Consider the following 24,210-nt stretch of genomic DNA (forward strand, 5'->3'; position numbering starts at 1 on the left):
AGCGAACAAAACAACCCCTTACAGTCTGGTCGGCGTCGCCGACGAAAATCCATCGCACTGATCTTTGGGCGGCGTTGCAGCACCGGCTCGACTTCAGCCGATGGACGGGCGTTGCGTACGAGAGATCCGCGACTCCCATGTTGTTCATCAAGTTGGTCAGGGCCGGGGTTCCTTCATGCGGAGGGTGTTGACCGTGCCCGGTCCGGCCTGTATCGGCTACGGCGCCCGCGGGCCGCTGACCGAGGACCAGTGACGTAGTAAATGAGACCCGCGACGACCGATCCCGCCAGCCACGACAGATCGATGTTGCCGATGGCGCGGGCACCCGGCCCCTGCAAGAAGCTTGGAACGGCATAGGAGAAGGCCCAGGTCGTGACGATGCCTACGAGGAAGGCCAGGAGCGCGGACCAGCGAATATTGGGAAGGCGGCCCGTCCCCGGCGGGTCGAACAACGCGTCCACGTCGATGCGTTCGCGGGCGAAGACCCAGTAGTGGATGAGCATCACTGCTCCCCAGGGCGCCACCCAGGTGACCATTCCCGCGAGCCAGCTGTCCAGGGTTTTCGCGAAGTCGTGCTGGTAGATCAAGAAAATCGTGAAGGCGGTGGCGAGCACACCTACCGCGTATGTGAGCTTGCGGCGGTCAATGCTCCAGTCGAGGGTCTGTGCGCACAGGCAACAGGAGTAGACGTTGAGGATATTTGTGGCGATTGGCCCGTGAATGACGAGCAGGATCAGCGGAATGGCCAGCGCACCGAAGGCGTTCACGACGAGCTCTCCCGGGTCGACCTTCTGGCTTACTGTGGCCAGCGTCGCACCCAGCACGCCGAGCCAGACGACCGGAATGAACTGCCCCAATACCGATGCTGCGAACAGTTTTCGTCGAGGCATGTGACGCGGTACGAAGCGAGAGTAGTCAGAGGCATAGGCGAACCAGGTGATGCCCCAGCCGATGCCGATCGCCGTCATGACGGTGCTCATGGCCGACAGGCGGGCGGTTCCCGTCAGATGCTCGCCGGCCCAGTTCCAGTCCACGCCGGCTTGGCCCCAGGCGATGATCGTCATGGCCAGGACGACGACAAGGGTAAGCGGAACCGTCCAGCGTTCGAAGGCAGCGATCGCGCGGAAGCCGTAGGCGGCGATCAAGATCTGAGCCGCCATCACGAACAGCGCCACACCGATCTTGAGACCGATGCCGCCCGAGATGCCGACCATGGCGAACAGCGCGATGAGGAGATCGAGGATGATCCATGTGTTGATTGCGCACCAGCCGATTGCGACCAGACCTTGGAGTGCAGCCGGGAGGTAAGCGCCGCGTCGGCCGAATGCCGCGCGCGAGAGCACCATCTGGCTGACGCCGGTGCGTTGGCCCATGAGGACGAAGAACCCGAACCCCGCCATGCCGACCAGGTTGCCGACGACAAGCACGGCGATCGTGTCCCACAGGCTGAGACCCAGCCCAATGCCGAGTGCGCCGAGCACCCAGTTGATAGGTGCCAGGTTTGCGCCTGCCCAGATCCAGAACTGGTGGGCGGCCGTGGAGACCCGTGACTCATCAGGTACGGGGAGCAAGCGATGTTCTACGGCTTGTGCGGAGTCGGTCGCCCGCGAGGAGAGATCTGCTGAGACGTTCATGTGTGCTCCCAGAACGCTGGGATATTGGCAGGAAGTGACGTACGTCACTCCGTACGGGCCAGTCTCATGCCGGGCTAGTACCTAGACAAGGGACGATCTGTCCATATATGCGGCTCACTCGAGGGACAATCTGTCATGGCCATACGTTTGGCGGACATGATCGGGGACTCGGTTTTTCAGCGGGGCGATCCAGTGGTTCTGTGCGGTGGTGACCTCCTGGACCGGCCAATTCGCTGGTTGCACTCCGGCGACATCTACGAGATCGCCTCACTGCTCCGCGACGGTGACGTGCTCCTGACCACTGGTCTCGGCCTGGCTGAACGGACCGAAACCGAGCGCCGCGCGTACGTTCGGCAGCTGGCCGACCGCGGCGTGTCTGGCGTCGTCCTTGAGCTACGCCGCTTCTTCATGACGGCACCACCAGAAATGCTTGACGAGGCCGAGCACGTCGGACTGCCGATCATCGGCTTCCGTGCCCTTGTGCCCTTCGTCGAGGTGATCGAGGCAGTGAACAGCGTGATCATCGACGTCACGGTGCATCGGCTACGCCTGACAGATCACGTCTCACGCGCCCTCTCGGAAGTGCTCGCGGACGGAGGTAAGGTCGGTGAGCTGCTCGTCCGATTGAGCGCCATCCTCGATCGCCCCATCGCCTTGAACGGGCCGTCTGGTGAGAGGTTGATCGACGCTGGTTCGGGGCCAGAGGGGAGTGAAACCGAGCAGGACTTGCCCGTTCGGACGCCGGTCGTCGTCAACGGAGCTGTCTGGGGTTGGCTGCTCACCAGCTTCACCGACTATGACAGCTCGGTGGGGCAAGCGGCGCTCGAGCGCGCGGCCGAAATCGTGGCCCTCGGACTGCTGCGTGGCGGATGGGGGGCGATGTCTCGCAGCGCGAACCACTATCGGCTGATCTCTGCGCTTCTCTCCGGCGAAGGTGAGCGTGAAGGCCTGAGGATACGAGCGAGCGCCGCGGGGCTGCCGCTGAACGCGGCGGGCTACATTGTGGCCCTGGTGCGCGACGATGATCCTGCCGAAGCGCTGGCCACGCTGGACCGGTCGGCCAGGGCGGCATACGCCACGACACATCGGGACAGCGGGCGATACAAGCCCACACCGACAATCACGGCGGAGGCGGAAGGTATCTGCTGCACGCTTCTCGCGACGGCGGTGTCACCCAGACAGATGGCAGCCCGGCTAGCTGCCGAACTCGCCGACACCCTGACGGCCACGGGCGTGGCGGCGGTGGGGCCACCAGTCCGTACCGTTGAGGAACTGGTCCACTGCATGGCGGAGGCGCGACTCGTGCTCGGAGTCGCGCGCCAGGTGGCGCCACGCACTCATGTCGCCGAAGCTGCCAAACTCGGCGTGGAGCGGGCGCTGTTGCGAGCCTACGGCGTGGACGGACTGGCCCGGTATGTCCACGAGAAACTCGGACCGCTCATCGACTCTGACGATCAGCACGGCACCCGGCTGATTGACACTCTGGATGTGGTACTGACATCCGCGGAGGGCAAGACTGAGGCGGCACGCCGACTCCATTTGCGGCGACAGACGCTCTATCAACGGCTACAACGCATTGCCCAACTACTCGATGCCGACCTCGCGGAACCTTGCACACGGGCCGATCTCCTCGTAGCGCTCCGTGCGCGGCATCTGCTGGGCAACGATCCGGTATCCAGAAGTGTAGGAGTTTCCGCTAATCAGAAGGAAGTGAATTCAGAACACGGTCCCGTCGAGAAACCCGCATAGCAGGCGTCCTCACCGAGCCATTTCCATCCTGAAATGCCAGGTCACAGGCTAATTGCAGGCACCCAAACTTGATCTGTAAGTAGAGAAGCCCCTGGTAGCTGCGTTGTCGACCCAGAGCAACAGCATGCCCGAGTTCAAGAAGCCCAAGGCGTCGAATTGTGGGCGGGGTCGACACCATGCCGACGCTCATCACGCCGCGGTGGTGTTGATAAACGGGCGTCGGGTCGCCGATCGCGAGTTCCCTGCGACCAGAGCGGGATACGCGGACCTGCTGGAGTGGATGCGTTCCTTCGGCCGACTGCATGCGGTGGGGGTCGGAGGTGCCAGCTCCTACGGTGCCGGCCTGACTCGCCACCTGAGCAGCCGAAGGTCAAGGTGGTCGAGGTCAATCGCTCTGACCGGCAGCAGTGCAGGGCTTAAGACGCCGTCTCATTTGGTGAGTCGGCGATAGCAGATAAGGGCCGCGGCGATGGCGGCGAAGGAACCAAAGTGGTCGGCTCGGCGTTCATAGCGGCGGTGCAGACGGCGGCAACCGGCCAGCCAGGAGACGGTCCGCTCGACCATCCAGCGGTGTCGACCCAGGCGGCTGCTGGATTCGATCCCCCGGCGGGCGATAGGTGGAACGATGCCGCGGCCACCCAGGAAGGCTCGCAGATGGGGGTAGTAGCCCTTGTCACCATGGAGCTTGCCAGGCCGGCGACGCCTTGGCCCGCGCCTGGAGCGGATCGGCGGAACGCCGCGCGCCAGCGGCTCCAACGCCAGGCTGTCGTGCGTGTTGGCTGCGCTGATCGCCACAGAGATCGGCAGGCCGGTCCGTTCGGTGATCACGTGGATCTTCGAGCCCTTCTTGCCACGATCGAGCCGATTCGAACCCGTCAGGTCCCCCTTCGGCCGCCCGGACACTGACCGAGTCGATCACACACCGCGACCAGTCCAGCTCACCGCGGGAACCGAGCTCATCCAGGATGACCCGCTACAGCTTGGCCCACACCCGGGCGGCGCTCCAGTCAGCGAAGCGGCGAAGCACCGTCTGCCAGGAAGCGCCGAAGCCCGGTGGCAGCTGCCGCCACGTGCAGCCTGTAGTGGCCACGAACACGATGGCGGCCAGGATCAAGCGATCACCGGCTCGCCGGCGGCCACCACCCTGCGGCCGCTTCGGGGGCGGCATCACGCGCTCAAACAGCTCCCACAACTCGTCAGGAACCAGCTGATCTAGGAACGCTTCCATGATCGATCCAACGAATGATCACCGATCAATACACGGTCTAAAGCCGAAGCCGTCCGCCAGGGCGCGAATGTGACACAGAGACGCCGACCGGTGGCATCTACGGCACGGTCTGACCGCCGCGGTGGAGAAGCCCATGATCGCCCCCAGCCGCTGCCGCTGGCACCCCGGACCGCCATGCCGCACTGGTGCTCACGAACGAACCCGCCGCAGTCCATTCCGGACATTTCAACCTTATTTGAAGCATCCTGCACATAGTTCCAACTGTGACTAGAGTCGACTCGTGGGGGTCCCGGTACTTACAACGAATGTGTGGAGCGAGCTTCGCTTCACTTCCACACCACGCATTGATATCTCCATCTCGCCGAACCTGACCGCGCTCGCCATGATCGCCGACGCTCTGGCAGGCCGTAGGCGAGGCCTGCCCGAGCTATGGCGGCGAGCGATTCAGTCGCGGGTCAGCTCGCCCGGCCATGCAGCGGTTCAGCCGCTTGCGGCGCGCGGCTACTCTGTCGTCCCTGACAGTGTGATGCCTATCACACCTACGGATGACGTCTCTGTACAGGCCCAAGTCGACCTGCTCTGTGATATTTCGCCTGATTCGCTAATTAAAGATCTTGAGCAAGCCTTCGGCCCGGCTTCTCTGCCTGAGCACTGGCGGCTAGCCGCCAGTAAACCCGCGTGCTGGCTGCGCGGGTACGCCACTGCTTTGTCTGATGTATGGAACGCGACTAGCCCTCTTTGGCATCATGCCCGACCACTCCTGGATAAGGAGATCGAGCGCGTGGGCATTGCTTCGGTTCGCGGTGGCCTGGAATTGCTGCTGGGCTCTCTCAGCGAGCGTATCCAGTACGGCGAGCACGGCCTGCAGATCGCCGACATCGAGCCCAGCGTTTACGATTTGGGTAACCGTCGGCTGATCCTTGTGCCAATGCTTGCGGGTAGGGACGCCGTAATCGTCAATCTGGACCATCATGAAGCGGTATGGCTTGCCTATCCCGTGCGAGGAGCTGAGTCGCTGTGGCGCCGTCCTGCAGCACCGGCGACCGACGAGCTCTCAAGCCTGATGGGGCCCATCAGAGCGCAGCTACTCTCATCGCTCGAACAGCCGATGACGATGAGCATGCTTGCGTCGCAGATGAAAATTGCGGCGAGCGGCATCACCTACCACTGTGACAAGCTCTACTCGGCGCGGCTGATCAAAAAGGAGCGCCGAGGACGCGAGATGTGGATCGCCCGCACGAATCGGGCGGAAAACCTCATAGAACTATTTCGGCATTAGGGGAGCGTGCGATGGTTCTTGAATTTCATCGCGACGCATTAGATGGATGTTGCGCAGCGATGAAGAACGCGTCAAGTGCGTTCGCTGGGCTGGTGGATGTGGTCAAAGGCGTGAGTGGAGGCGAGGTGCCTTATGGCCAACTCGATTCTGCAAGGGTGATGTCCGCAGCCGTCGAGAGGGTGATGGAAGTGGTCAGCAACACCTCGGGCAGACTGAGCAGGACTCTGGCAGAGGGAGAGACGGCACTCGAAGCCGTCGAAGCCACCTTCACTGCGGCCGACGATTCAGCGGTCGAGCGATGAGCGCAATAGAGGAGGTGCGGGAAGTGCCGGGCGGAGCGGCGGTCGCCGACGAGGCGGCCAAGCTCATTGGCGACGCTGATGCCGTTGCTGCTGCTGCGGCTTCATGGCAGACCGCAGCAGAGAGCGGAAGGCAGTACATCAATACCGTCAAAATCGCTGTCCGGGAGGTGGATTTCGCCTGGCAAGGTGCGAGCGCTGACGCATTTGTGAACTACATGGGTGATGTCGCACGTCGCGGTGACGCGCTGGAGCATTCCGTGGGCTTGTGCGCGGTTCAGCTCGAGAATGCGGCCGAGGCGTTGCGCCACGCCAAAGATCGAGCGTATGAGATCTGCAGGGGATATGCCGCCGCGGTAGGCGACCTTAGGGCCAAGAATCCGCAGGCCACTCCCGAGCAGATTCTCCAAAGCGTCCAGCCGGTCGCTGGCGAGGCGATCAGCGCGCTGCGGGAAGAGGCCGACACCGCCAATAGCGCTCTCGCCAATGCCGCCATCGGTATCAACGGGTCGCTTGACGCGCTGGAGAAGACATTTGCTGGCCTTCAAGGCCCCAGTGGTCAGTCCTTCGTGCCAGCCGAGAGTCGCTCGCTCGATTGGACGCCAACACCTCAAGACGTGCGTACCGATCGCAGCAGGTCGACGGAACTGGCGGGAACGACCTCCGCTAGCTCGGGCGGCGGTGGAGGCGGGGTTGGTTACGGCGGTGGCGGTGTTTCCTCGGCCGGTGACGTGCCGGCCCCGCGCGCCCAGGTGGTCGAGTGGATCAAGGAGGCGCTCAAGGTCATCAGGTCGCCCGAGATGGCCGGGGTCATGCGTGCGCGCGGTATCGACGTGAGCGATCTCGATCTCAACGATCCCAAGGACATCGAGCGGATCTGGACGATCATCCATCACGAGTCCGGCGGCAACCCGAGCGCGATCAACAACTGGGATATCAACGCCCAGAACGGCGTGCCGTCGCAGGGGCTCATGCAGACGATCCCGCCGACCTTCGACACCCATAGCCTTCCGGGCTACAAGCAGATCCTCGAGCCGGTCGACAACATCATCGCGGGCATCCTCTACACCTACAAACGTTACGGCGACCTGACCCATCACCCCGGCATCGCCTCTCTGGAGCGTGGCGGCGGATACCAGCCGTACTAGGCGAGGCTCGACTGGGCGGAGCTTGACGTCCAGCGCACCACGGACGACGACCTCATGGTGACACATGACGCTGTCCTGCCGGACGGGCGCTACATTGCCGAGATGACCAGCGGCCAGACCGTCCAGCAAGGTCTGGTCCGGCTGGACGACCTTCTGGAGGAGCTGCCGCTCACCCTGGGTGTTCTTGCTGGGTGTGCAGGGCGTCGGCGGTGACCACGACGCTGGTCAGGTCGAGCCCGGACAGCAGGGGTGTGAACGTGGGGATCTCGTTACTCTTGGCCTCGACTTGCCGTTGGGCCACGACGATCTGGGTGTCGTGGCGGGTGGCGGCCAGCAGGTGGACGGTGCCATCCTGGGTGCGGCTGCCGCGCAGGGTCTTACCGTCCACGGCCAGGCCGGTGAGCGGAGTCCGGTGTGGGGGCGCGTTGCCGGGCAGGCCGGCGCGGGCGCGCAGGTCGGGGTCGTACCCGGCGATGAATCGGGTGATCTTGGCCAGAGAGGTCGCGCCGCCGAGGACGGCGAGCAGGGATAACGCCAGCAGGGGGCCGAGCCGGTAGCGGCGTCCCCGGCGGCTGCGCGGATCCGGGATGGTGTCCAGGAGTTCGGCGAGCGTGGGCAGATCGAGTGGCTCGGTGGGCAGGTCGGCGACGGTGACGTGCTCCAAGTGGCGCGAGAGCACGTCGATCGGGGATGATGGCACGCGAACGCGGCCCCTGTTCTTGATCGACTGGCTAGACACCGACGATCATCAGGGGTCGCGTTTGTCATGTGCACCCCGGGGTGCCCTCAACACCTGCCCTCATCGAGCCAGCGAACGTCCATCAACCGAGAACGCAACGGCCCTGCCTCTGAAGGTACGCCGTGCTGAAGATCAAAGGAGCAAAGCGTTCCTACTTCGCAATTTTCTGAAGTGTTCTGCGGCTGCGACATAGTATGAAAAGTTGTGGGTATGCACGAGGTCGATCTAACCCCATCATCTGATCCCTATGGCGGCGTAGTGGCACATGGCCAGGCAGCAGATGGCATGGTCCGGGTCACGGTCAGTATCAGCGGTGGCGCGGACGCCGTCGCCTTCGATCCGCGAGTGATGCGCCTCCCGGCTCCCCTGCTCGCCAAACACGTCTGCCATGCGATGCAGGCAGCTCACCGGGAGTTGCTGAAGCTGATTGCCGGAAAAGCGAGAGCCTCGGCCAACGATCTGCAGAGGCAGATCGAGCAAATACATGTGGATCACATCAATCAGATGGAATATTTTCGCAGTGTTCTTGATCGGATCCAATCTAGAGTGCGAGACTGATATAGAATGAAGATAAATAGAGATGCACTCGAAAGAGCCGCCACTGCAATTGAACACCAGGACTCCCGCGGGAGCATCGACGGAATATTCGTGAAGGAGGCTACCCACTCACACATAACGGCCATGCTAAAAGACGTACAAGTATTTAATACATGGCGCCACGATCACGACTTTATTGAGGAGATAGCCGGGGTTTTCGGTGAAGTGTTTTTTTACAGTAATCGCATCCACTCCGAGATTCGTAACCTAAAGATCGATACCGCCCAAGGGTTGCGCAAGATAATCGAAGCGGTCGAGCGTGGCGAAAGTGAAATCAGCACAAACATCTTCCAAGTCTTGCCGCATCAGAAATAGCCCAGTGGGCGATATCGAGACGACTCTCAGTCCACATAAGGAAGGTTGTTGGGTATCGTGACAGGCGACGCGCCAATCAAACTACCCGAAGAGTTGTTCGGAACGACCGTAGACGTAGATTTCCTGTTCCCGAACGCGAACGAATGTATGTTTGGTCATTCCGCAGAGAAGTGGCTGGAATTCAGTGACATCTGCGCGTCGGTGCAGAGCGGTCCAGCTGCTGCGGTCAAAGAGCTACTTGACACTAGCCAGAGTGAATCCATCGCCGCATTTGGCGATTTCTGGAATAACCATGTGCTTGTGCAGAGTGCGGCGGCAGCGGATACCGCCCAGAAGTTCGCCACTATCCTTACCCTGACGGCCAGCACTATATCGACTTACAAGACTAATGCCATTCGCGAACTGGATGCCCTACACGACTTTTTAGACCGAGCTGTTTGGTGGACATGGCTGCCCTTCGCAGATAGCGCGGAAGAAGTGCAGCAACAGAATAAGGCGACCATTGACATTGCTCGCGATAGGTTGGCTAAACAGACAGCCGACGCGAAGGAGCTGCTGAACCTGTATGCCGATCAAATGCGCGCAGTACAGGAGTCGGTCAAGCAGATAGCGGTGCAGATCCATCAGCTGCGGAAGAATCTCCAGCTGGACTAGGTTCGCATTATGTGCTGCTTCATTGGGCCCTTTTCGTGCGCCCAGCAGGCAGGGCCGAAGCGTTCTCATGTTGTGAAACCGAGTACAGAGGTTGAAAGGTTTAGGTGCCTCGGCGTGGTTGCGTGCCTTTCTGCTGGTCGGTGAGTATGCCGGTGGGATGCGGTATCCGGATGGTGGTGGCCTGCCCTCGGCCGCCCGGGCCAAGCGCGAGCAGGTGCGCCTGCAGGGAGTTATTCGCTGCCGGCGTGGCACCGGCGCAGGTGGCCAAGCGGCTGAGAGTGTCGCGGAAGTCTTCTTATGTCTGGTATCGAGCTGGCAGGCACACGCGTTGGACGCCGGGCCGGCCGCCCATGGGTGGGCCGAGGACCAGCGCTGGACGCTGGCCCGGGTGACCGCGCTGATCGAGCAGTTGTTTCGGGTGTCCTACACCCTGCGCGGCACCTCCTACCTGCTACACCGGCTCGGCTGGAGCCCGCAGATGCCACAGCGCCGCGCCGCCGAGCGCGATGAGGACGCCGTCGCCACCTGGATCAAGGAGACCTGGCCAACCGTGGAAAGACCGCCCGGCACCAGGACGCATGGATCTGCTTCGAAGACGAGGCAGGCCAGTCGCTGAGGCCGCCCAAGGCCCGCACCTGGTCCCGCCGGGGGCGCACCCCGGTCGTCACCGTCACCGGCAAAGGCTCCGGACCCTTAGCCGGGCTGATCTGCCTCAAGCCAGGGCAGCGTACCCGCCTGATCTACCGCATGCTCCTCTAGCGCGCTCGCCGCGGCGAGCCGAAGGGCTTTCGCGAGGCCGACTACGCCCGCCTGCTCGATGCCGCCCACCAGCAACTCGGCGGTCCGCGCCGTAGATGCCACGCGAGCGGCTGTGCACCTCGGCGATACGCCCGCCGAGCTCCATATCTCGTATCGCGCGAGAACCGGGCACGGCCTGGCGCCGCGCGTAGAAGGTGGCACGGGAGACTCCCAGCAGCTCATAGGCCCCTTTGACGTTGTGGCCGCCTGCTTTCCGTCTCGATGAACGGATCAGCGCTCACCGGGTCTCCTCGAAGAAGGCTGTGGCTCGCTTGAGGATGTCGACGTCCTCACGCAGTCGGCGGTTCCCTCACCTCAGTGCCGCCAGTTCTCCCGCTCGGTGCTGGTCAGCCCCGTCGCTGGCGCGCGGTGAAGGCGGAGACAGGCGCCTGCGATACCCGGAGGGGTCAACGGTTACGCCGGCCGGCACGGAGTCGGCACCTTGCCGCGGCTACCTCACCTCGACTGCCTGGGGCGACCGCACTGGACAGGGCTGCGGCTGCCGCCACCCCCAGGAGCACCACGTAGAACGACCGCAGCAGTCCGATGTGCTCCCCCAAGCACCCGAGAAGGGGTGGCCCGACGAGGAAGGCGGTGTAGCCGAGGATCGCGACGGCGCTGACCCTCATCGCCGCGTGGTTCTGGGTATCGCCTGCGGCGGAGATGCCGAGCGGGAAGCCGAGCGCCGCACCTGCTCCCCACAACGCACAGCCGATCATGGCCGGTGCCTGCGCTCCCGCGACGATCACCAGCGACGTGCCTGCGAAGGCCAGCGTCGCCGCAACCCGGAGAACGACGACACGGCCGAAGCGATCCACCAGCCGTCCTCCCAGCAGACGGCTCGCCGTCATGAAGGCGACGAAGACGCCGTAGGACAGCGAGGCCGTCGCCGGGTCGGCGCCGTATCCATCGACGATCGCCAGCGGGAGCCAGTCACTGGCGGCTCCCTCCGCGAACGCCATACCCAGCACGATGAACCCGATCAGAAGCGTGCGGGTCTCTCTCCAGACCACCTGGCGCGGTCCGGCGTCCGCCGCGGGGCGCCCGTGGACGACCGGCTCCTTGCCCGTCGCGTCCGGCAGGCGCGAGATCCCGTACCCGCAGGCGGCGATCGCCGCGGCCCCCAGCACTCCCAGATGGACGAGAACGGGCACCGCGGCCCACGCGGCCGCCGTGCCCAGGGCGGCGCCGACCAACGTGCCCACACTGAAGGCACCGTGCAGAGTCGGCACCACGCTCCTGTCGAGGACGCGCTCGAGCGCCGCCCCCTCGACGTTCAGGCCCACCTCTCCGAGCCCGAACCCACCGCCCGTGATCGCCAGCCCGGCGAAGACGAGCGCGGGGCTGGGCGCGACGGCCCCCACGCCTGTGACCATGATTCCCGTGCCGGTCAGCGTGCCGCCGACGGCGATCATGCGGCGGGCCCCGTGGCGGCCGACGAGTCGCCCCGCCAGCAGCAGGCCCGCGATGGCCCCGGCGGAGAGGCCGAAGATGATCCAGCCCATCACGCTCGTGGTGACACCGAGCGAGGCCCGAATGTCGGGGGTTCGGGTCACCCAGGAGGAATAGGCGATCCCGGTGGCGGCGAAGATGACGAACACCGCGTTGCGCCACCGGGACACCGACGGGGAAACATCGGCGAGCGTCATGACGGGGTCAGGATGCCCCGCCCGATGCGCTGGATCATCGTGTTGCTGATCTGGTAGCGGTAGCCGGCGTCCCTGACCGCCGCGTCCTGGGCGGGACTGGTGCCGTACGGCGTGCCGTACAGCCAGACAAAGGCGGCGGCCTCGCGACCCGTGACACGTTCCACGTCTCGGCGGGGCTTGACGATCTCACGCTCGACGTCCTCGGCGGACAGGACCTTGGCGATCTCCTCATGGGAGCCGGTGTGCGGGATCACGACGTGCCGCTCGGCGATCGCCGCGACCTCGTCCCAGGTCATCGCGAGCCGATCCATGCCGAGCTCCTCCTCGACCAGGTCGATGTGGTGGGCTTGCGCGAAGGCGCGCTGGTCGGGGACGGGGCAGTCGATGAACCGGGTGATCACCGGGAACCAGGCCACGATACCCAGCTCGTCGCAGATGGGGGCGGCGACGGTGGCGTTGTTCAGGTATCCCTCGTAGAAGACGGGGATGAAACCGGGCCGGTCCAGCCGCCATTCCCCCGTGGCGTAGAAGTGGTCCAGGTCCTCGAGGGTCACACACGCGAAGGAGCTGGCGTATGCGGCCAGTTCCTCGCGCAGCTGCCCTGCCATGGAGTGTGGGGTGTTGTGGTAGTTGACCACGCGAAGGTACCTGCCTTCGCGCAGTGCCGTCCTGTGCTGCTCGAAGCCGTGGTCGGTCACGACCGCCCCTCCACGTCGAAGTGCGCCCTGGCCAGTACGGTGATTACCGAGGCCAGAGACTTCAGGTCGTCGTCGCCCGCCTCGGGACGCAGCAGGTCCTGGTAATGGCCGGTCAGCCGCTCCAGCTCCGGGCCCTCGGCCAGCGCCCTCTCATCGCGCACCGCCGGTAGGGCGCCGGTGAGGTCCTCCAGGGCGAGGAACATCGGGATGCCCTCACGTTCGAGCGCGCGCTGCTCGCAGTCGGCCAGTACCGCCGCCGCGTCCGGGTGGGGCGTGTAGCTCGGATTCATCCGTCTTCTCCTTCGTCTGCCGGGTCGAGCACCCGGAGCAGGTGGGCCACCTGTACGGCCACCGCCTCACGCGCCGCGCCCAGGTATCCACGCGGGTCCACGCTCCCGTGCCGCGCGATCAGGTGGTCGCGCGCGGCGGCTGTGAAGGCCTGGTTGAGGTGGGTGGCGATGTTGATCTTCGTCATGCCGTGCCGTACGGCCTCGGCAAGACCGTCGTCCCGCACGCCCGAGGAGCCGTGCAGCACCAGCGGCACGGGCACAGCGGCGCGTAGGCGGGCGATGAGTTCGACGTCGAGCACCGCTTCGCGCGTCAGCATGGCGTGCGAGGAGCCGACCGCCACAGCCAGGGCGTCGACACCCGTCGCGGCGACGAACTCAGCGGCCTCGTCGGGATCGGTCCGCGCCTCCGGCGCGTGGACCCCGTTCTTGCCTCCGACCTCCCCGAGCTCGGCCTCCACGTACCCGCCACTCGCGTGCACGCGGGCCGCCACTCGCGCGGTGGCAACGAGGTTCTCCCCGTACGGCAGCGCGGAGGCGTCGAACATCACCGAGCCGAAGCCGAGCTCCATCGCCTGGTCGATGAGAGCTGGCCCCGTGGCGTGGTCCAGGTGGACCGCCACGGGCACCTCAGACTCCTCCGCGACGGCCAGCAACGCCCGGCCGAGCGGCGCGAGCGACCCGTGGTAGCGGACGGTGTTCTCGCTGAGCTGCAGGATCACCGGCCGGTTCACCCGGCGTGCGCCTTCCACGATGCCCTCGGCGTGCTCGAGCTGGATCACGTTGAAGGCGCCCGCGCCGCATCCCCTGGATCTGGCTCGGGCCACGATTTCGGCAGTCGAGGTCAGCGGCACTGCGGCTCCTTCTCCTGTAGTGCGACGCGCGTCAGGTTGTCGCGGTAGGCGACAAGGTCGACGTCCCCTGCCAGCGGGGCCGGTACGGCCGCCGCCGACAAGGCGGCGGCGTGGACCAGCGTGCGGGGCCAGTCCCACCCCTTGGCCAGGCCAAGGGCGATGGCGGCCACGGCTGCGTCACCGGCACCGGTGGGGTTACCTCCCAAGGTTTGCGGCGGCACCGCCCGCCATCGACCATCGGGTGTGTCGGCATCGAGACCGCCAGGCCCGTCGGAGGCGACGACGGCGCCCGCCCCCAGCCGGCGAAGGCGCGCCGAGCCGTCGGCCAGGTCTGGCAGGCCGGTGGCCCTGGCCAGCTCGGCGGCGTTGGGCTTGACGACCTCGGGTCGCGCCGTGACGGCCAGGCTCAGCGCCCGCCCGTCGGCGTCCACGACGACCGGAACACCGTGCCTGCCAGCCTCCATCGTCAGGACGGCATAAGCGTCGGCGGGCAGACCCGGAGGCAAGCTGCCGGACAGCACCAGGACGGACGCCTCCGGCAGCCGCGCCCTGACCTGTTCGCGTAGGGCCGCCCACGCGCCTCCGCTCACCCTCGCTCCTGGCTCACTGAGCAGCGTGACGGTTCCCGCGCGGGAGTCCACGACCGCCACTGTGCGCCGGGTCTCCGCCTCGACCTGGATCAGATCGTGGGCGATCCCCGCCGCGTCGAGGTCGGCGCGCAGCACCTCGCCACACGACCCTCCTGCCAGACCGAGCGCGATCACCGGAACACCCGAGCCCTCGACGCCTTCGGCGTCCAGGCAGCGCAGCACTCGTGCGACGTTCAAGCCCTTCCCACCGGCCCGTGAGGCTACGGCTGTCACCCGGTTGACCGCGTCTACGTGCAGCTCATCGACCCGATAGGTGATGTCGAGCGCGGGATTGGCTGTAACGGTGACGATCACTCCTGTCCTCCTGACCGCGTCACGATTTCCCGCCGGTGGCGACGACGCCCGGATCGGGCCAGGAGACGAGCACCAGGTCGGGATCGAGCGCGAGCTCACGGGTGAGCAGCGAGGCCGCCCTGGTCACCGCCTCACGCATGAGGCCTGCGGCCCGTGGTCGACCGCGGATCACGGCCACGGCCCCCGTGTCGACCGTCGAAGGGCCCGGGCCTGAGGCGCCGGTCCTCGCTGTGACGATCCGCTGAACGATCACGGCGCCACCGGGCAGGCCGAGCGCCTGGGCGAGTTCCTCCGCCAGCCGCGCCGCGAGTTCGCGAGACACCGGCGCCGTCGTGGTGAGCTGGACGAACGGCACAGCTACTCCACCACGACGGAGCGGGACAGGTGCTCGGGCGCGTCACAGTCGAGTCCGCGGTACCTGGCGTGGGCGACGGCCAGACGATGCACGCGTACCAGCTCGGCCTGCGGGTCTGCGGTGGCCACGCGCAGAGTCGCCCCGGTTGCGCTGACCGCTTCCACGACATCCTCGGGCAACGGCGACAGGGACCAGACGAGGCTGCGCGGGCCCGCGCACGCGATCGGGCCATGGCGGTATTCCAGCGTCGCGTAGGACTCCGTCCACAGGCGCGCCGCCTCGCGGCACTTGAGCGCCGCCTCCTCGGCCAGGCCACGAGCCCACCCCGAGCCCAGGAACACCAGGTGGTCGTAGTCGGCGGGATCGGCCACCAGTGGCTCGGCCAAAGCCGCCCTCGCCTGGTCGGGCAGGCCCCGCAGATCTTCGCCGATCGAGGCGCGCAGGAGGGTGAGCGCTGACGTCGCGTACCGCGTCTGGACGACCGACCGCTCGTCGGCGAAGTCCAGCAGCACCTGGCGGTGGGTGGCTTCGACGATCGGGGACGAGGGCGTCCCCGTGATCGCGATCGTGGTGGTGTGCGACGACAGCTCTCTCGCCAGCCGTACCAGGTCACTGGTGGTGCCCGAGCGCGACAGCAGCACCACCGCGTCGTAGCGGTCGGGGTCGTCCAGCTCGGTGGCGATGGCGGCCCTGGTCTTGCCGTGGCCCAGCACCTGCCGGCGGCGGGCATAGGCGTCCAGGATGTAGTAGGAGGTCCCGCAGCCGACCGCCAGCACGGCAGCGCCGCTGGACGGCAGAGCGCCGCGGAGATCGTCGGCGGCGTCGAGTACCCGCTGCCAGATCTCGGGCTGGCTCCGTACCTCGCTCTCCGTGCGGTTGGCGAGGCCGTGGTCGGTCGTGGTGGTCACTGGTGCGTCTCTCTTCCTGGTTGGGTGGGTCCGGTGAGTCCTCGCTGCGGATGACGGGCGGCGACCGTGAGCGTTTCCGCGAGCGCGCCGGCCTGCTCTGCCGTCGCCTGCGCGGCGGTGCCGCCGATGCCCTGCGTGGACAGCGCGCCGCACGCCGAGGCTGTACGCAGTGCCGCCGCCAGATCACCACCTGCCAGCAGGGTGGCGAGCAGGCCCGCGTCGAAGGAGTCGCCCGCCCCCGTCGTCTCGATGGGGCTGACGCGGGGAGCGGTGACGGTGAGGACCGTGCCGTCGGGGTGATGGAGGAGCGCGCCGTCCTCTCCGCGCTTGACCACTGCGCAGGCGCCGCGAGCGGCCAGCGTGGCGGCCGCGGACTCGACGGTGCCCTCGCCGCTGATACGGAGGGCCTCCGCCTCGTTGGGCAGCAGGTAGTCGATCAGCGGCAGCAACTCCGGCAGGCCGTGCCCGAAAGAACGGGAGGGGTCCCAGTTGGGGTCGACGGACGTGGTCACGCCCCGCCGCCGGACACCGCTGAACAGCGCGGGCAGGCCCTCCCACAGGTCGTACTGAAGGAAGTAGGAGCTGACATGGACGTGTCTGACCGCCGACAGCGCCGCCTCGGGCACGTCGGCGGCGGACAATCGGCCGATCTCGCCAGGGAAGGTGAGGATCGATCGGTCGCCACGCGCGCCGAGCACGATGCTCATGCCGGTGCGCCGCCCCGGCCTGCGGACGCAGTACGTGGTGTCCACGCCGCGATCGCGTAGGTGCTCGAGCACGAAGGCGCCCAGCCAGTCGTCGCCCACGACACCCGCCATGGCGACGCGCGCGCCGAGACGTGCCGCGCCGCAGGCGGTGATCGCCCCCGAGCTGCCGAGCACGATGTCGGCGTCCTCCACAATGTCCTCGACCTGTCCGAAGGACGGACGCACATCGCCGCACTCGACGATGACGTCCGCGTTCAGCTCGCCCAAGACGAGGAGATCGATGTCAGCCATGCCACCTCACGTTCTGGTCATCGGGGGTACAGGCATCCTCGCGCCCGCCGTCGGAACCCTGGCGAGACGCGGGACGGTCGTGTCCGTCGTGTCCCGCTCGGCCGCCCGGGTGGCGGCTTTGCGGGACGGCCTGGCCACGGCCGGCGGCGCACGGGTCAACGGCGTGATCGCCGACGTCACGGATCCTCCCGCGCTTGCCGCAGCTCTCGACGAGGCGGCGGGGACATGCGGCCCGATCGGCCTCGCGTTGGTCTACCAGCCGTTCGCGCCCGCCGAGGCGTGGGACACGCTCGTCCCACGAGTCGGCGAGCTGCTGGTGACGGTCCTGGTCAGCAACTACGCCGCCGAGGACGCTCCCCCGCCCCCGCTGCGCGAAGGCCATCACGAGCGGCTGCTCGTGCGACACCTGTTGCTCGGCTGGCATCGCGATGTCAATGGCGTGCGCTGGCACACCCCCGAGGAGGTGTCCACCGCGGCGGTCGGCGTGGCCGACCGCCGGGCCAGCACAGTGCTGGGTGCGGTACGTCCCTGGACCGAACGCCCAGGAAGCTGACACCACGTGCACCCCCCGCATGCTTCTACCCGGCCATCCAAATCAAGCATATTCCTTCAAAACGCTCAAAACTCTCAGCAGGAAGACGCTACGAAGGGAGACTCGAACTGTCAAGCGCCACGACTTTCGGATAAAGAGTCAAGAACGTGACGATCAAATGAAAGGTATTGACGTTTTCTGGATGAAGTTGATAGGACGGGCCCTACCTGGTTGTGCCAGCCGAGGAGGCCCCCATGCATCTCAACCGTCGCCAGTTCCTGCGAGCCGCCATCGGTACGGCCGCGGCGAGCTCCCTTGCCGCCTGCGGCGGATCATCGTCGACGGGAGGCGCCTCCGCCGACACCCTGACGTTCTCCGTCTGGGGCTCGGACGCCGAGCTCGGCTCCTTCAACGCCATCGCCAGGGCTTTCGAAAAGCAGAACGCCGGCATCACCATCAAGGTTGAACAACTGCCCTACCAGCAGATGCGCTCCACCCTGGACGCCCGCCTCCAGTCCGGCCAGGGCCCCGACCTGTTCAGGGTGACCTACAACGACATCGGCATCTACAGCTCCCAGGGCGTCCTGCAAGATCTCAGCGCCACGATCGGCGGTGAGAGCTCCGCCTTCATCGACGCCCTGTGGGCAGGCGTTCAGTACGAGGGCAAGCCGTACGGCGTGCCGCACCACACCGACACCACTGCCGTGCTCTACAACAAGGAGCACTTCGCCAAGGCCGGCATCAAGGAGGTGCCCGCCACCCTCGAGGAGGCGTGGACCTGGGAGCAGTTCCTAGAGGTGGCCGGAAAGCTCAAGGCCGCCAACCCCGGCGGCACGGCGTTCGGTGTCAACTGGCAGCAGTTCGGCGCCTTCCGCTGGTTCAACTGGCTCTGGCAGGCGGGTGGCACGGCGCTGGGCGCGGACGGGAAGACGCCGACCCTGGACTCTCCCCAGGCCCGAGAGACGCTGGCCTTCACCAAGTCCTTCTACGACAAGGGCCTGATGCCCAAGAACATGCTGGTGAAGACCAACAACAGCCCTGACCTGGTCTTCCCCTCCGGGAAGATCTCAATGGCATTCGTCGGCGACTTCCTGCTGCCCGACATGTCCACCAGGGTCACCGATTTCGAGTTCGGCGCCACGTACCTGCCGCGCGGCGCGGGTGGGGCCGCGACAGACCTTGGCGGCAACGCGGTGGTGGTCACGACGCAGAGCAAGAACCCGGAGGCGGCCGCCGCCTTCGCCGCCTTCCTCGCCTCGACCGACAACATGAAGCAGTTCTGCGAGAAGACCACCGTCCTGCCCGCCCGAAAGGACCTCGCCGGCCAGCAGTTGGACTACGCGGTGCGGCCCGACCTGATGCCGGTCTTCCAGCAGCAGGCCACCACGATGCCGCCCGACCTGGTGAAGCTCGTCACGCTGCCTGCCTTCTCGGGTGTCAACGATGCCCTCGTCCAGCATCTGGAGGCCTTCTTCGCCGGAGGCCAGTCACCCGACGACACCATCGCGGGGCTGACGACGGCCCTCAAGAAGGCCGTCGCGGCCTAGCCACAGAAGGGAGCCCTCGGGCAGATGGCATCAGTGACCAGCCCTGCGAGCACGGCTCCGCCGGTCCCACCTCCGAAGAGCGCGCGATCATGGGCAGCTGCGCTGCGCACGCGCAGAGGACGTGAAGCGGCAGCGGGCCTCATGTTCGCCGCTCCCGCCGTCGCGGTGTTCGCGGTGTTCATGTTCTGGCCGCTGATCAAAGTCGTATGGATCAGCTTCCAGAAGACCAGCGGCTTCGGCGTCGCCCGATGGATAGGGGCGCAGAACTACCAGGACATCATGGCCGACCCGATCTTCTGGACGGCCCTGACCAACACGGTTCTCTACACCCTGTTGTCCGTACCCCTGTGCCTGATCGCGGGGCTGGCGGCGGCGCTGCTGCTCAACAAGAAGATGCCGGCACGTGGACTGATCCGGGCGATCTTCTACATGCCCGCCGTCATCTCCGGCGTCAGCAGCGCGCTGATCGCCGCCTGGATGTTCAACGAAGACCTCGGCATCGTCAACAGGATGCTCGGCCCGCTAGGCCTCGAAGACGTCCCGTGGCAGTCGGAGGGACTGCCGGCCATGCTCTCGCTGGTGGCCGTCAGCCTGTGGATCGGGCTCGGCTTCAACATGGTCGTCTATCTGGCGGCACTGCAGGGCATCCCACGCCAGGTGTACGAGGCCGCCCGCTGCGACGGCGCTTCCTGGTGGCAGACACTGCGCTCCATCACGATCCCCTCACTGGCCCCCACGACCTTCTTCCTGGTCGTGATCGGGATCATCAACAGCTTCCAGGTCTTCGACATCGTCTACGTCATGACCGGTGGCGGGCCGGGCAACTCCACGACGATGCTCGTCACCTACGCCTACTCCACCGGTTTCGAGCAGCGTCAGCAGGGCTACGCCTCGGCGATCGGCGTGCTGCTTTACCTGATCGTTCTGGTGCTGACGGTGGTCCAGTGGCGGATCGGCCGCCGCAGGGACACCGCATGAGGAGGGAGGGGGCCATGACGGCCGTGAACACCCACGAGCGGCGTGCCGTACGGCTGCGCCTGGCCTTCGCGGCGGCCGGAGCGCTGGCCATGCTGTTCCCGGTCTATTGGATGATCGTGACGGCGCTCTCCTCGCCCGCCGAGCTGCGCGGCTCACAGTTCAGCCTGTGGCCGACCGCCGCGAACTGGGCGAACTTCACCGGCCCCTGGAGCAAGTTCCCCTACCCGACCTGGATCCTCAACTCCGCGGTCATCGCGGTGAGCGCCGTGGCGCTGACCGTCGTCATCAACCTGATGGCGGGCTACGCCTTCGCCAAGCTCCGCTTCCCCGGCAGGAACGTGCTGTTCCTCCTGATCCTCAGCACGCTGATGGTCCCAGTCCAGGTCGTCATGGTCCCGCAGTTCCACCTCGTCGTGGACTTCGGGCTGCTCGGCTCGAACTGGGGCGTCATCCTGCCCCGGCTGGCCGAGGCGTTCGGCCTGTTCATGGCTCGCCAGTTCATGATGGCGGTCCCCGACGAACTGCTCGAGGCGGCCCAGGTCGACGGCTCGGGACAGTGGCGGACGTTCTTCAAGGTGGTGCTTCCGCTGTGCAAGCCGCTGATCGCCGTCCTGGTGATCTTCACTTTCATGTGGCGGTGGAACGAGTTCGCCTGGCCACTGATCGTGTTGAAGGACCCCGAGAGCTACACGCTGCAGGTGGGGCTGCTGTTCCTAAAGAACCAGTACGGCCAGGACTATGGGGCCCTCATGGCGATGTCACTGGTGTCGATGATCCCCATGCTGATCGTCTTCGCGCTCTTCCAGCGGCACTTCGTCGAGGGCATGGCCCGCTCGGGCATCAAGTGATGGGAATCAGATGATCAACGTCTGCGTGACACTCGACTTCGACGATGCGTGGCTGGCCGACGTGGCGGCCGTCTCGCCCGAGGTGCGTGTGCGCAAACACCTGGCCACCACCGCCGAGCAGATCCCGGCGGACGTGCTGGCCGGCGCCGACGTCCTCTACACCAATTCGGCCTTCCCCACGCGCGACCAGGCGCCTCGCCTGGGCTGGGTCCAGCTCGACACCTCCGGGTGCGACCACGTCACCGGCACCGACCTGTGGGAGGCGGGGACGCCGATCACCACGATCGGCGGCGTGTCGCCCAAGCCGCTGGCCGAGTACGTGCTGATGATGATCCTCGCGCATGCCCATCACCTGCCCCAGATCATCGACCTGCAGCGCCGCACGCACTGGCCCGATCTGGACCACCGATGGAACAGGCTCATGCCGCGCATGCTGCCCGGTTCCACAGTGGGCATCATCGGCTACGGCCGCATCGGCAGGGAGATCGGCAGGCTCGCGCACGCCTTCGGGATGAACGTGCTCGGTATGCGCAGGGGTTCGGCTCGCGACGGCCTGCGCTTCGGCGAGCCGTCCGACGAGGCAGCGGACCCGGCCGAGGTGGTCGGGCCCGAGGGCCTCGTCGGCCTGCTGACCCGCTCTGACTACGTCGTACTCACCGTGCCGCACACCGAGCAGACCCACCACCTGATCGACGAAGCGGCCTTCGCGGCGATGCGCCCCGGCACGACTCTGATCAACGCGGCCCGCGGCGGAGTGGTGGACGAGACGGCGCTGCTGGCCGCGCTGCGCTCGGGCAGGGTCGGCTTCGCCGCGCTCGACGTCTTCGCCGAAGAGCCCCTTCCCGCCTCCAGCCCCTTCTGGCGGGAAAGCAATGTACTGATCACTCCGCACGTGGCAGGATTCGCGCCCGGCTATCGCGATCAAGTGCGCGCTCTTTTCACCGAGAACCTGCGCAGATTCGTCGACGGCCGCCCCCTGTTGAATCTGGTGGACAGAAAGGCCGGGTACTGATGCTGAGCGAGAAGCGCAGGAACCAGCTCCTGGAATACGTGCGGCACAGGCGCTCCGTAGGTGTGGAGGACCTCGCCGAACTGCTCGGCGTCAGCCTCTCCACCGTCCGCCGCGACCTCGACGAGATGGACGAGCGCGGCCTGCTGCGACGCGTGCACGGTGGCGCGGTGGCGATCGACGACCACGCTCCTCGCGAGAACTCCGTCGACGAGCGCGCCGTGCGCAACCTCGAGGAGAAGAAACGGATCGCCGCGCGCGCCGTCGAACTCATCACTCCCGGCAGCACCATCCTGCTGACCGGAGGATCGACGACGGCCCAGATGGTGCCGCACCTGAGCGCCGTACCCGACATCACCGTGGTCACCAACTCCGTGGCCATCGCGCACGCCATCGGCACCACATCGGAGACCCTGCAGGTCCTCGTGCTCGGTGGGCTGCTCCGCAACCTGGAGCTCTCGCTGCTCGGGCACCTCACCTCCCAAGCCCTCGCCGACATCCACATCGACCTGGCCTTCTTCAGCGCCTACGGCATCGACCCCGGCTACGGCATTCTCGGCGCCAACCTCGCCGAGGCGGAGACGGACCGCAACATGATCAAGGCCGCCAGACATCTGACGGTCCTCGCCGACCACAGCAAGTTCAACCAGCGCAGCGCCGTCCGCATCGCCCCCATCTCGGCCGTCGGCACCGTGGTCACCGACAACCGCGCTTCGGACGAGGCGGTGGCCGCTCTGCGGGCGCGCGACATCACCGTGATCCAGGCCTAGACAGGAGAGTCGTTTTCAGCATGTCCGACACCCGAGTACTCGTCCTCATCGGCGCGGGCAGCGCCGTCTTCACCCGCGGGCTACTCGCCGATCTCATCTCCGCCGACGACCTCGGCGCGTGGGAGATCCGGCTGGTCGACGTGAACCTCGAGGCGCTGGCGGTCGCCACCCGCCTGGCCGAGCTCATGGTGCAGGCGAGGAAGGCGGGCGGCGCGATCACCGTCAGGTCCTCCACCGACAGGAGGGACATGCTGCCGGGAGCCGACTTCGTGGTCACGTGCGTCGGGGTGGGCGGCAGGCCCGCCTGGCAGGCAGACCACGAGATCTGCATGAAGCACGGCGTCTTCCAGCCGGTGGGCGACTCCATCATGCCAGGTGGCATCTCGCGGCTGCTCCGCACTGTGCCGGTCATGGTGGAGATCGCTAAAGATGTGGCCGACCTCGCCCCTGACGCGTTCTTCTTCAACTACAGCAACCCCATGACCGCCAACGTGGCGGCGATGACGGCCTACGCGGGCGTGAACGTGGTCGGCCTGTGCCACGGCATGCATCACGTCCAGCGGGAGTTGGCCGCCTTCGCCGGGCTGCCGTTCGAGGAGACCTCGACACTCTACGCCGGCATCAACCACCTGACCTTCATCTACGACTTCCGGCACAACGGACGCGACGCCTGGCCGATCGTGCGCGAACGCATGGAGCGCGAGTTGGCCCAGCCTGCTGATCCCGCCGACATCGGATCGATCTGGGAGAACGGCAAGGCCTGGCACAACCCGTTCTCCTGGGAGATCTTCCGCCGCTATGGCGCCTATCCCGCCGCCAACGACCGGCACGTGGTGGAATTCTTCCCCGAACGCTGGCCGTCGGGCGCTTACTACGGCAAGACATTGGGCGTCGACGCCTTCTCCGTGCCCGAGATCCTCACCTGGGGCGAGCAGCGCTACCAGGGCATGCGGGCGCAGGCCGAGGGCGAGGCCCCGCTCGACGAATCGATCTTCGAACGGTCGACGGGCGAGCAGGAGCAGCTCATCGCGATCATCCGGTCGATCGCCTTCGACCGCCGCGAGATGTTCTCGGTCAACGTGCCCAACCACGGCGCCGTACCCGGCCTGCCCAGTGATGCCGCCCTGGAGATCCCCGGCGTCGCCACTGCCCGTGGTCTGCGCCCCGTCAGCGTGCCGGACCTTTCGGCTCCGCTCACCTCCATCCTGGCTCGCAGGCTCACCTCCGTCTCCCTTGCCGTGGAGGCCGCCATGACCGGCAGCCGTGACCTCGCCGTGGAGGCGGTCATCGCCGACGGCGCGCTCACCCACCCGGACGCCGCGGCCCGGCTCATGGACGCGCTCATCGCCGAGCAGAAACGCTTCCTGCCCCACTTCGCCTGAACACCTTCCGG

The 24,210-nt window shown here is 66.3% G+C and carries 25 protein-coding genes and 1 pseudogene; 15 read left to right on the forward strand and 11 right to left on the reverse strand.

What is annotated here, in order from left to right; translation table 11 throughout:
• Positions 1 to 173: 173 nt before the first annotated feature.
• Positions 174 to 1,634 carry a purine-cytosine permease family protein gene (locus ABFX50_RS45650; protein WP_346156263.1) on the reverse strand — a complete coding sequence of 487 codons (1,461 nt, stop codon included), beginning with the start codon at positions 1,632 to 1,634 and terminating at the stop codon, positions 174 to 176.
• A 156-nt stretch (positions 1,635 to 1,790) separates the two neighbouring features.
• On the opposite strand from ABFX50_RS45650, the gene ABFX50_RS45655 reads away from it, so the two are divergent.
• Entirely contained in the window at positions 1,791 to 3,383 is a 1,593-nt protein-coding gene (locus tag ABFX50_RS45655) for a PucR family transcriptional regulator (protein WP_346156267.1), read from the forward strand.
• Between the two features lie 429 nt (positions 3,384 to 3,812).
• On the opposite strand, the pseudogene ABFX50_RS45660 reads toward ABFX50_RS45655, so the two are convergent.
• Positions 3,813 to 4,611, reverse strand: a pseudogene (locus ABFX50_RS45660) (IS5 family transposase).
• Positions 4,612 to 4,891: 280 nt separating this feature from the next.
• On the opposite strand from ABFX50_RS45660, the gene ABFX50_RS45665 reads away from it, so the two are divergent.
• The 3 genes from ABFX50_RS45665 to ABFX50_RS45675 are packed head-to-tail and all read left to right on the forward strand — an operon-like array spanning position 4,892 to position 7,337.
• Positions 4,892 to 5,890, forward strand: coding sequence for a winged helix-turn-helix domain-containing protein (locus ABFX50_RS45665; protein WP_346156269.1), 999 nt, complete (start codon positions 4,892 to 4,894; stop codon positions 5,888 to 5,890).
• Positions 5,891 to 5,901: 11 nt separating this feature from the next.
• Positions 5,902 to 6,192, forward strand: a complete 291-nt coding sequence (locus tag ABFX50_RS45670; protein ID WP_346156271.1) for a hypothetical protein — start codon at positions 5,902 to 5,904, stop codon at positions 6,190 to 6,192.
• Positions 6,189 to 7,337, forward strand: a complete 1,149-nt coding sequence (locus ABFX50_RS45675; RefSeq protein ID WP_346156273.1) for a transglycosylase SLT domain-containing protein — start codon at positions 6,189 to 6,191, stop codon at positions 7,335 to 7,337. The genes ABFX50_RS45670 and ABFX50_RS45675 overlap by 4 nt, the downstream gene beginning before the upstream one ends.
• Before the next feature lie 169 nt (positions 7,338 to 7,506).
• On the opposite strand, the gene ABFX50_RS45680 is transcribed toward ABFX50_RS45675, so the two are convergent.
• On the reverse strand, positions 7,507 to 8,037 hold the full coding sequence (locus ABFX50_RS45680) for a transposase family protein (protein WP_346156276.1): 531 nt from the start codon (positions 8,035 to 8,037) through the stop codon (positions 7,507 to 7,509).
• A 249-nt stretch (positions 8,038 to 8,286) separates the two neighbouring features.
• Here ABFX50_RS45680 and ABFX50_RS45685 point away from each other — a divergent pair, with 249 nt between their 5' ends.
• The 4 genes from ABFX50_RS45685 to ABFX50_RS45700 all read left to right on the forward strand — a co-directional run bounded on the left by ABFX50_RS45685 (position 8,287) and on the right by ABFX50_RS45700 (position 10,258).
• Positions 8,287 to 8,634, forward strand: coding sequence for a YbaB/EbfC family nucleoid-associated protein (locus tag ABFX50_RS45685; RefSeq protein WP_346156279.1), 348 nt, complete (start codon positions 8,287 to 8,289; stop codon positions 8,632 to 8,634).
• A 90-nt stretch (positions 8,635 to 8,724) separates the two neighbouring features.
• Positions 8,725 to 8,988 (forward strand): hypothetical protein, encoded by a 264-nt coding sequence (locus ABFX50_RS45690; protein ID WP_346156282.1) that lies wholly within the window; start codon positions 8,725 to 8,727, stop codon positions 8,986 to 8,988.
• Positions 8,989 to 9,045: 57 nt separating this feature from the next.
• Positions 9,046 to 9,642 (forward strand): hypothetical protein, encoded by a 597-nt coding sequence (locus tag ABFX50_RS45695; protein WP_346156285.1) that lies wholly within the window; start codon positions 9,046 to 9,048, stop codon positions 9,640 to 9,642.
• A 118-nt stretch (positions 9,643 to 9,760) separates the two neighbouring features.
• Positions 9,761 to 10,258, forward strand: a complete 498-nt coding sequence (locus ABFX50_RS45700) for a helix-turn-helix domain-containing protein (protein ID WP_346156288.1) — start codon at positions 9,761 to 9,763, stop codon at positions 10,256 to 10,258.
• 589 nt (positions 10,259 to 10,847) lie between these two features.
• On the opposite strand, the gene ABFX50_RS45705 is transcribed toward ABFX50_RS45700, so the two are convergent.
• Genes ABFX50_RS45705 through ABFX50_RS45740 form a run of 8 tightly spaced genes read right to left on the reverse strand, consistent with a single transcriptional unit; the run spans position 10,848 to position 17,133 of the window.
• The gene (locus tag ABFX50_RS45705; protein ID WP_346156292.1) at positions 10,848 to 12,089 is read right to left on the reverse strand and encodes an MFS transporter; all 1,242 of its coding nucleotides are present in this window, start codon (positions 12,087 to 12,089) and stop codon (positions 10,848 to 10,850) included.
• Positions 12,086 to 12,787 carry a polysaccharide deacetylase family protein gene (locus ABFX50_RS45710; protein ID WP_346156296.1) on the reverse strand — a complete coding sequence of 234 codons (702 nt, stop codon included), beginning with the start codon at positions 12,785 to 12,787 and terminating at the stop codon, positions 12,086 to 12,088. Before ABFX50_RS45710 ends, ABFX50_RS45705 begins: the two co-directional genes overlap by 4 nt.
• A complete protein-coding gene (locus ABFX50_RS45715) occupies positions 12,784 to 13,077 on the reverse strand; it encodes a hypothetical protein (protein ID WP_346156298.1) in 294 nt (97 codons plus the stop codon). Before ABFX50_RS45715 ends, ABFX50_RS45710 begins: the two co-directional genes overlap by 4 nt.
• A complete protein-coding gene (locus ABFX50_RS45720; protein ID WP_346156299.1) occupies positions 13,074 to 13,928 on the reverse strand; it encodes a class II fructose-bisphosphate aldolase in 855 nt (284 codons plus the stop codon). Before ABFX50_RS45720 ends, ABFX50_RS45715 begins: the two co-directional genes overlap by 4 nt.
• Positions 13,919 to 14,872: a 1-phosphofructokinase family hexose kinase gene (locus ABFX50_RS45725; protein ID WP_346156301.1), complete on the reverse strand. Its 954-nt coding sequence runs from the start codon at positions 14,870 to 14,872 to the stop codon at positions 13,919 to 13,921. Before ABFX50_RS45725 ends, ABFX50_RS45720 begins: the two co-directional genes overlap by 10 nt.
• Positions 14,873 to 14,891: 19 nt before the next feature.
• Complete coding sequence (locus ABFX50_RS45730; protein ID WP_346156304.1) at positions 14,892 to 15,227, reverse strand: hypothetical protein; 336 nt, start codon at positions 15,225 to 15,227, stop codon at positions 14,892 to 14,894.
• 2 nt (positions 15,228 to 15,229) lie between these two features.
• Positions 15,230 to 16,135, reverse strand: coding sequence for an SIS domain-containing protein (locus tag ABFX50_RS45735; protein ID WP_346156306.1), 906 nt, complete (start codon positions 16,133 to 16,135; stop codon positions 15,230 to 15,232).
• On the reverse strand, positions 16,132 to 17,133 hold the full coding sequence (locus tag ABFX50_RS45740) for a carbohydrate kinase family protein (protein ID WP_346156309.1): 1,002 nt from the start codon (positions 17,131 to 17,133) through the stop codon (positions 16,132 to 16,134). Before ABFX50_RS45740 ends, ABFX50_RS45735 begins: the two co-directional genes overlap by 4 nt.
• On the opposite strand from ABFX50_RS45740, the gene ABFX50_RS45745 reads away from it, so the two are divergent.
• From ABFX50_RS45745 to ABFX50_RS45775, 7 genes are all read left to right on the forward strand, one after another.
• Entirely contained in the window at positions 17,132 to 17,686 is a 555-nt protein-coding gene (locus tag ABFX50_RS45745) for a Rossmann-fold NAD(P)-binding domain-containing protein (RefSeq protein ID WP_346156312.1), read from the forward strand. The two genes, ABFX50_RS45740 and ABFX50_RS45745, sit on opposite strands and share 2 nt — an antisense overlap.
• A 233-nt stretch (positions 17,687 to 17,919) precedes the next feature.
• Entirely contained in the window at positions 17,920 to 19,212 is a 1,293-nt protein-coding gene (locus ABFX50_RS45750; RefSeq protein ID WP_346156314.1) for an extracellular solute-binding protein, read from the forward strand.
• Between the two features lie 141 nt (positions 19,213 to 19,353).
• Positions 19,354 to 20,190, forward strand: coding sequence for a carbohydrate ABC transporter permease (locus tag ABFX50_RS45755; RefSeq protein ID WP_346156316.1), 837 nt, complete (start codon positions 19,354 to 19,356; stop codon positions 20,188 to 20,190).
• A gap of 14 nt (positions 20,191 to 20,204) precedes the next feature.
• A complete protein-coding gene (locus tag ABFX50_RS45760) occupies positions 20,205 to 21,038 on the forward strand; it encodes a carbohydrate ABC transporter permease (protein WP_346156319.1) in 834 nt (277 codons plus the stop codon).
• A 10-nt stretch (positions 21,039 to 21,048) separates the two neighbouring features.
• Positions 21,049 to 22,050, forward strand: coding sequence for a D-2-hydroxyacid dehydrogenase (locus ABFX50_RS45765; RefSeq protein WP_346156321.1), 1,002 nt, complete (start codon positions 21,049 to 21,051; stop codon positions 22,048 to 22,050).
• Entirely contained in the window at positions 22,050 to 22,817 is a 768-nt protein-coding gene (locus ABFX50_RS45770; protein WP_346156323.1) for a DeoR/GlpR family DNA-binding transcription regulator, read from the forward strand. The genes ABFX50_RS45765 and ABFX50_RS45770 overlap by 1 nt, the downstream gene beginning before the upstream one ends.
• Positions 22,818 to 22,837: 20 nt before the next feature.
• Positions 22,838 to 24,199, forward strand: coding sequence for a family 4 glycosyl hydrolase (locus tag ABFX50_RS45775; protein ID WP_346156326.1), 1,362 nt, complete (start codon positions 22,838 to 22,840; stop codon positions 24,197 to 24,199).
• Positions 24,200 to 24,210 lie beyond the last annotated feature (11 nt).

Source organism: Nonomuraea recticatena, assembly GCF_039533245.1.
GTDB classification, from domain to species: Bacteria; Actinomycetota; Actinomycetes; order Streptosporangiales; family Streptosporangiaceae; genus Nonomuraea; species Nonomuraea roseola.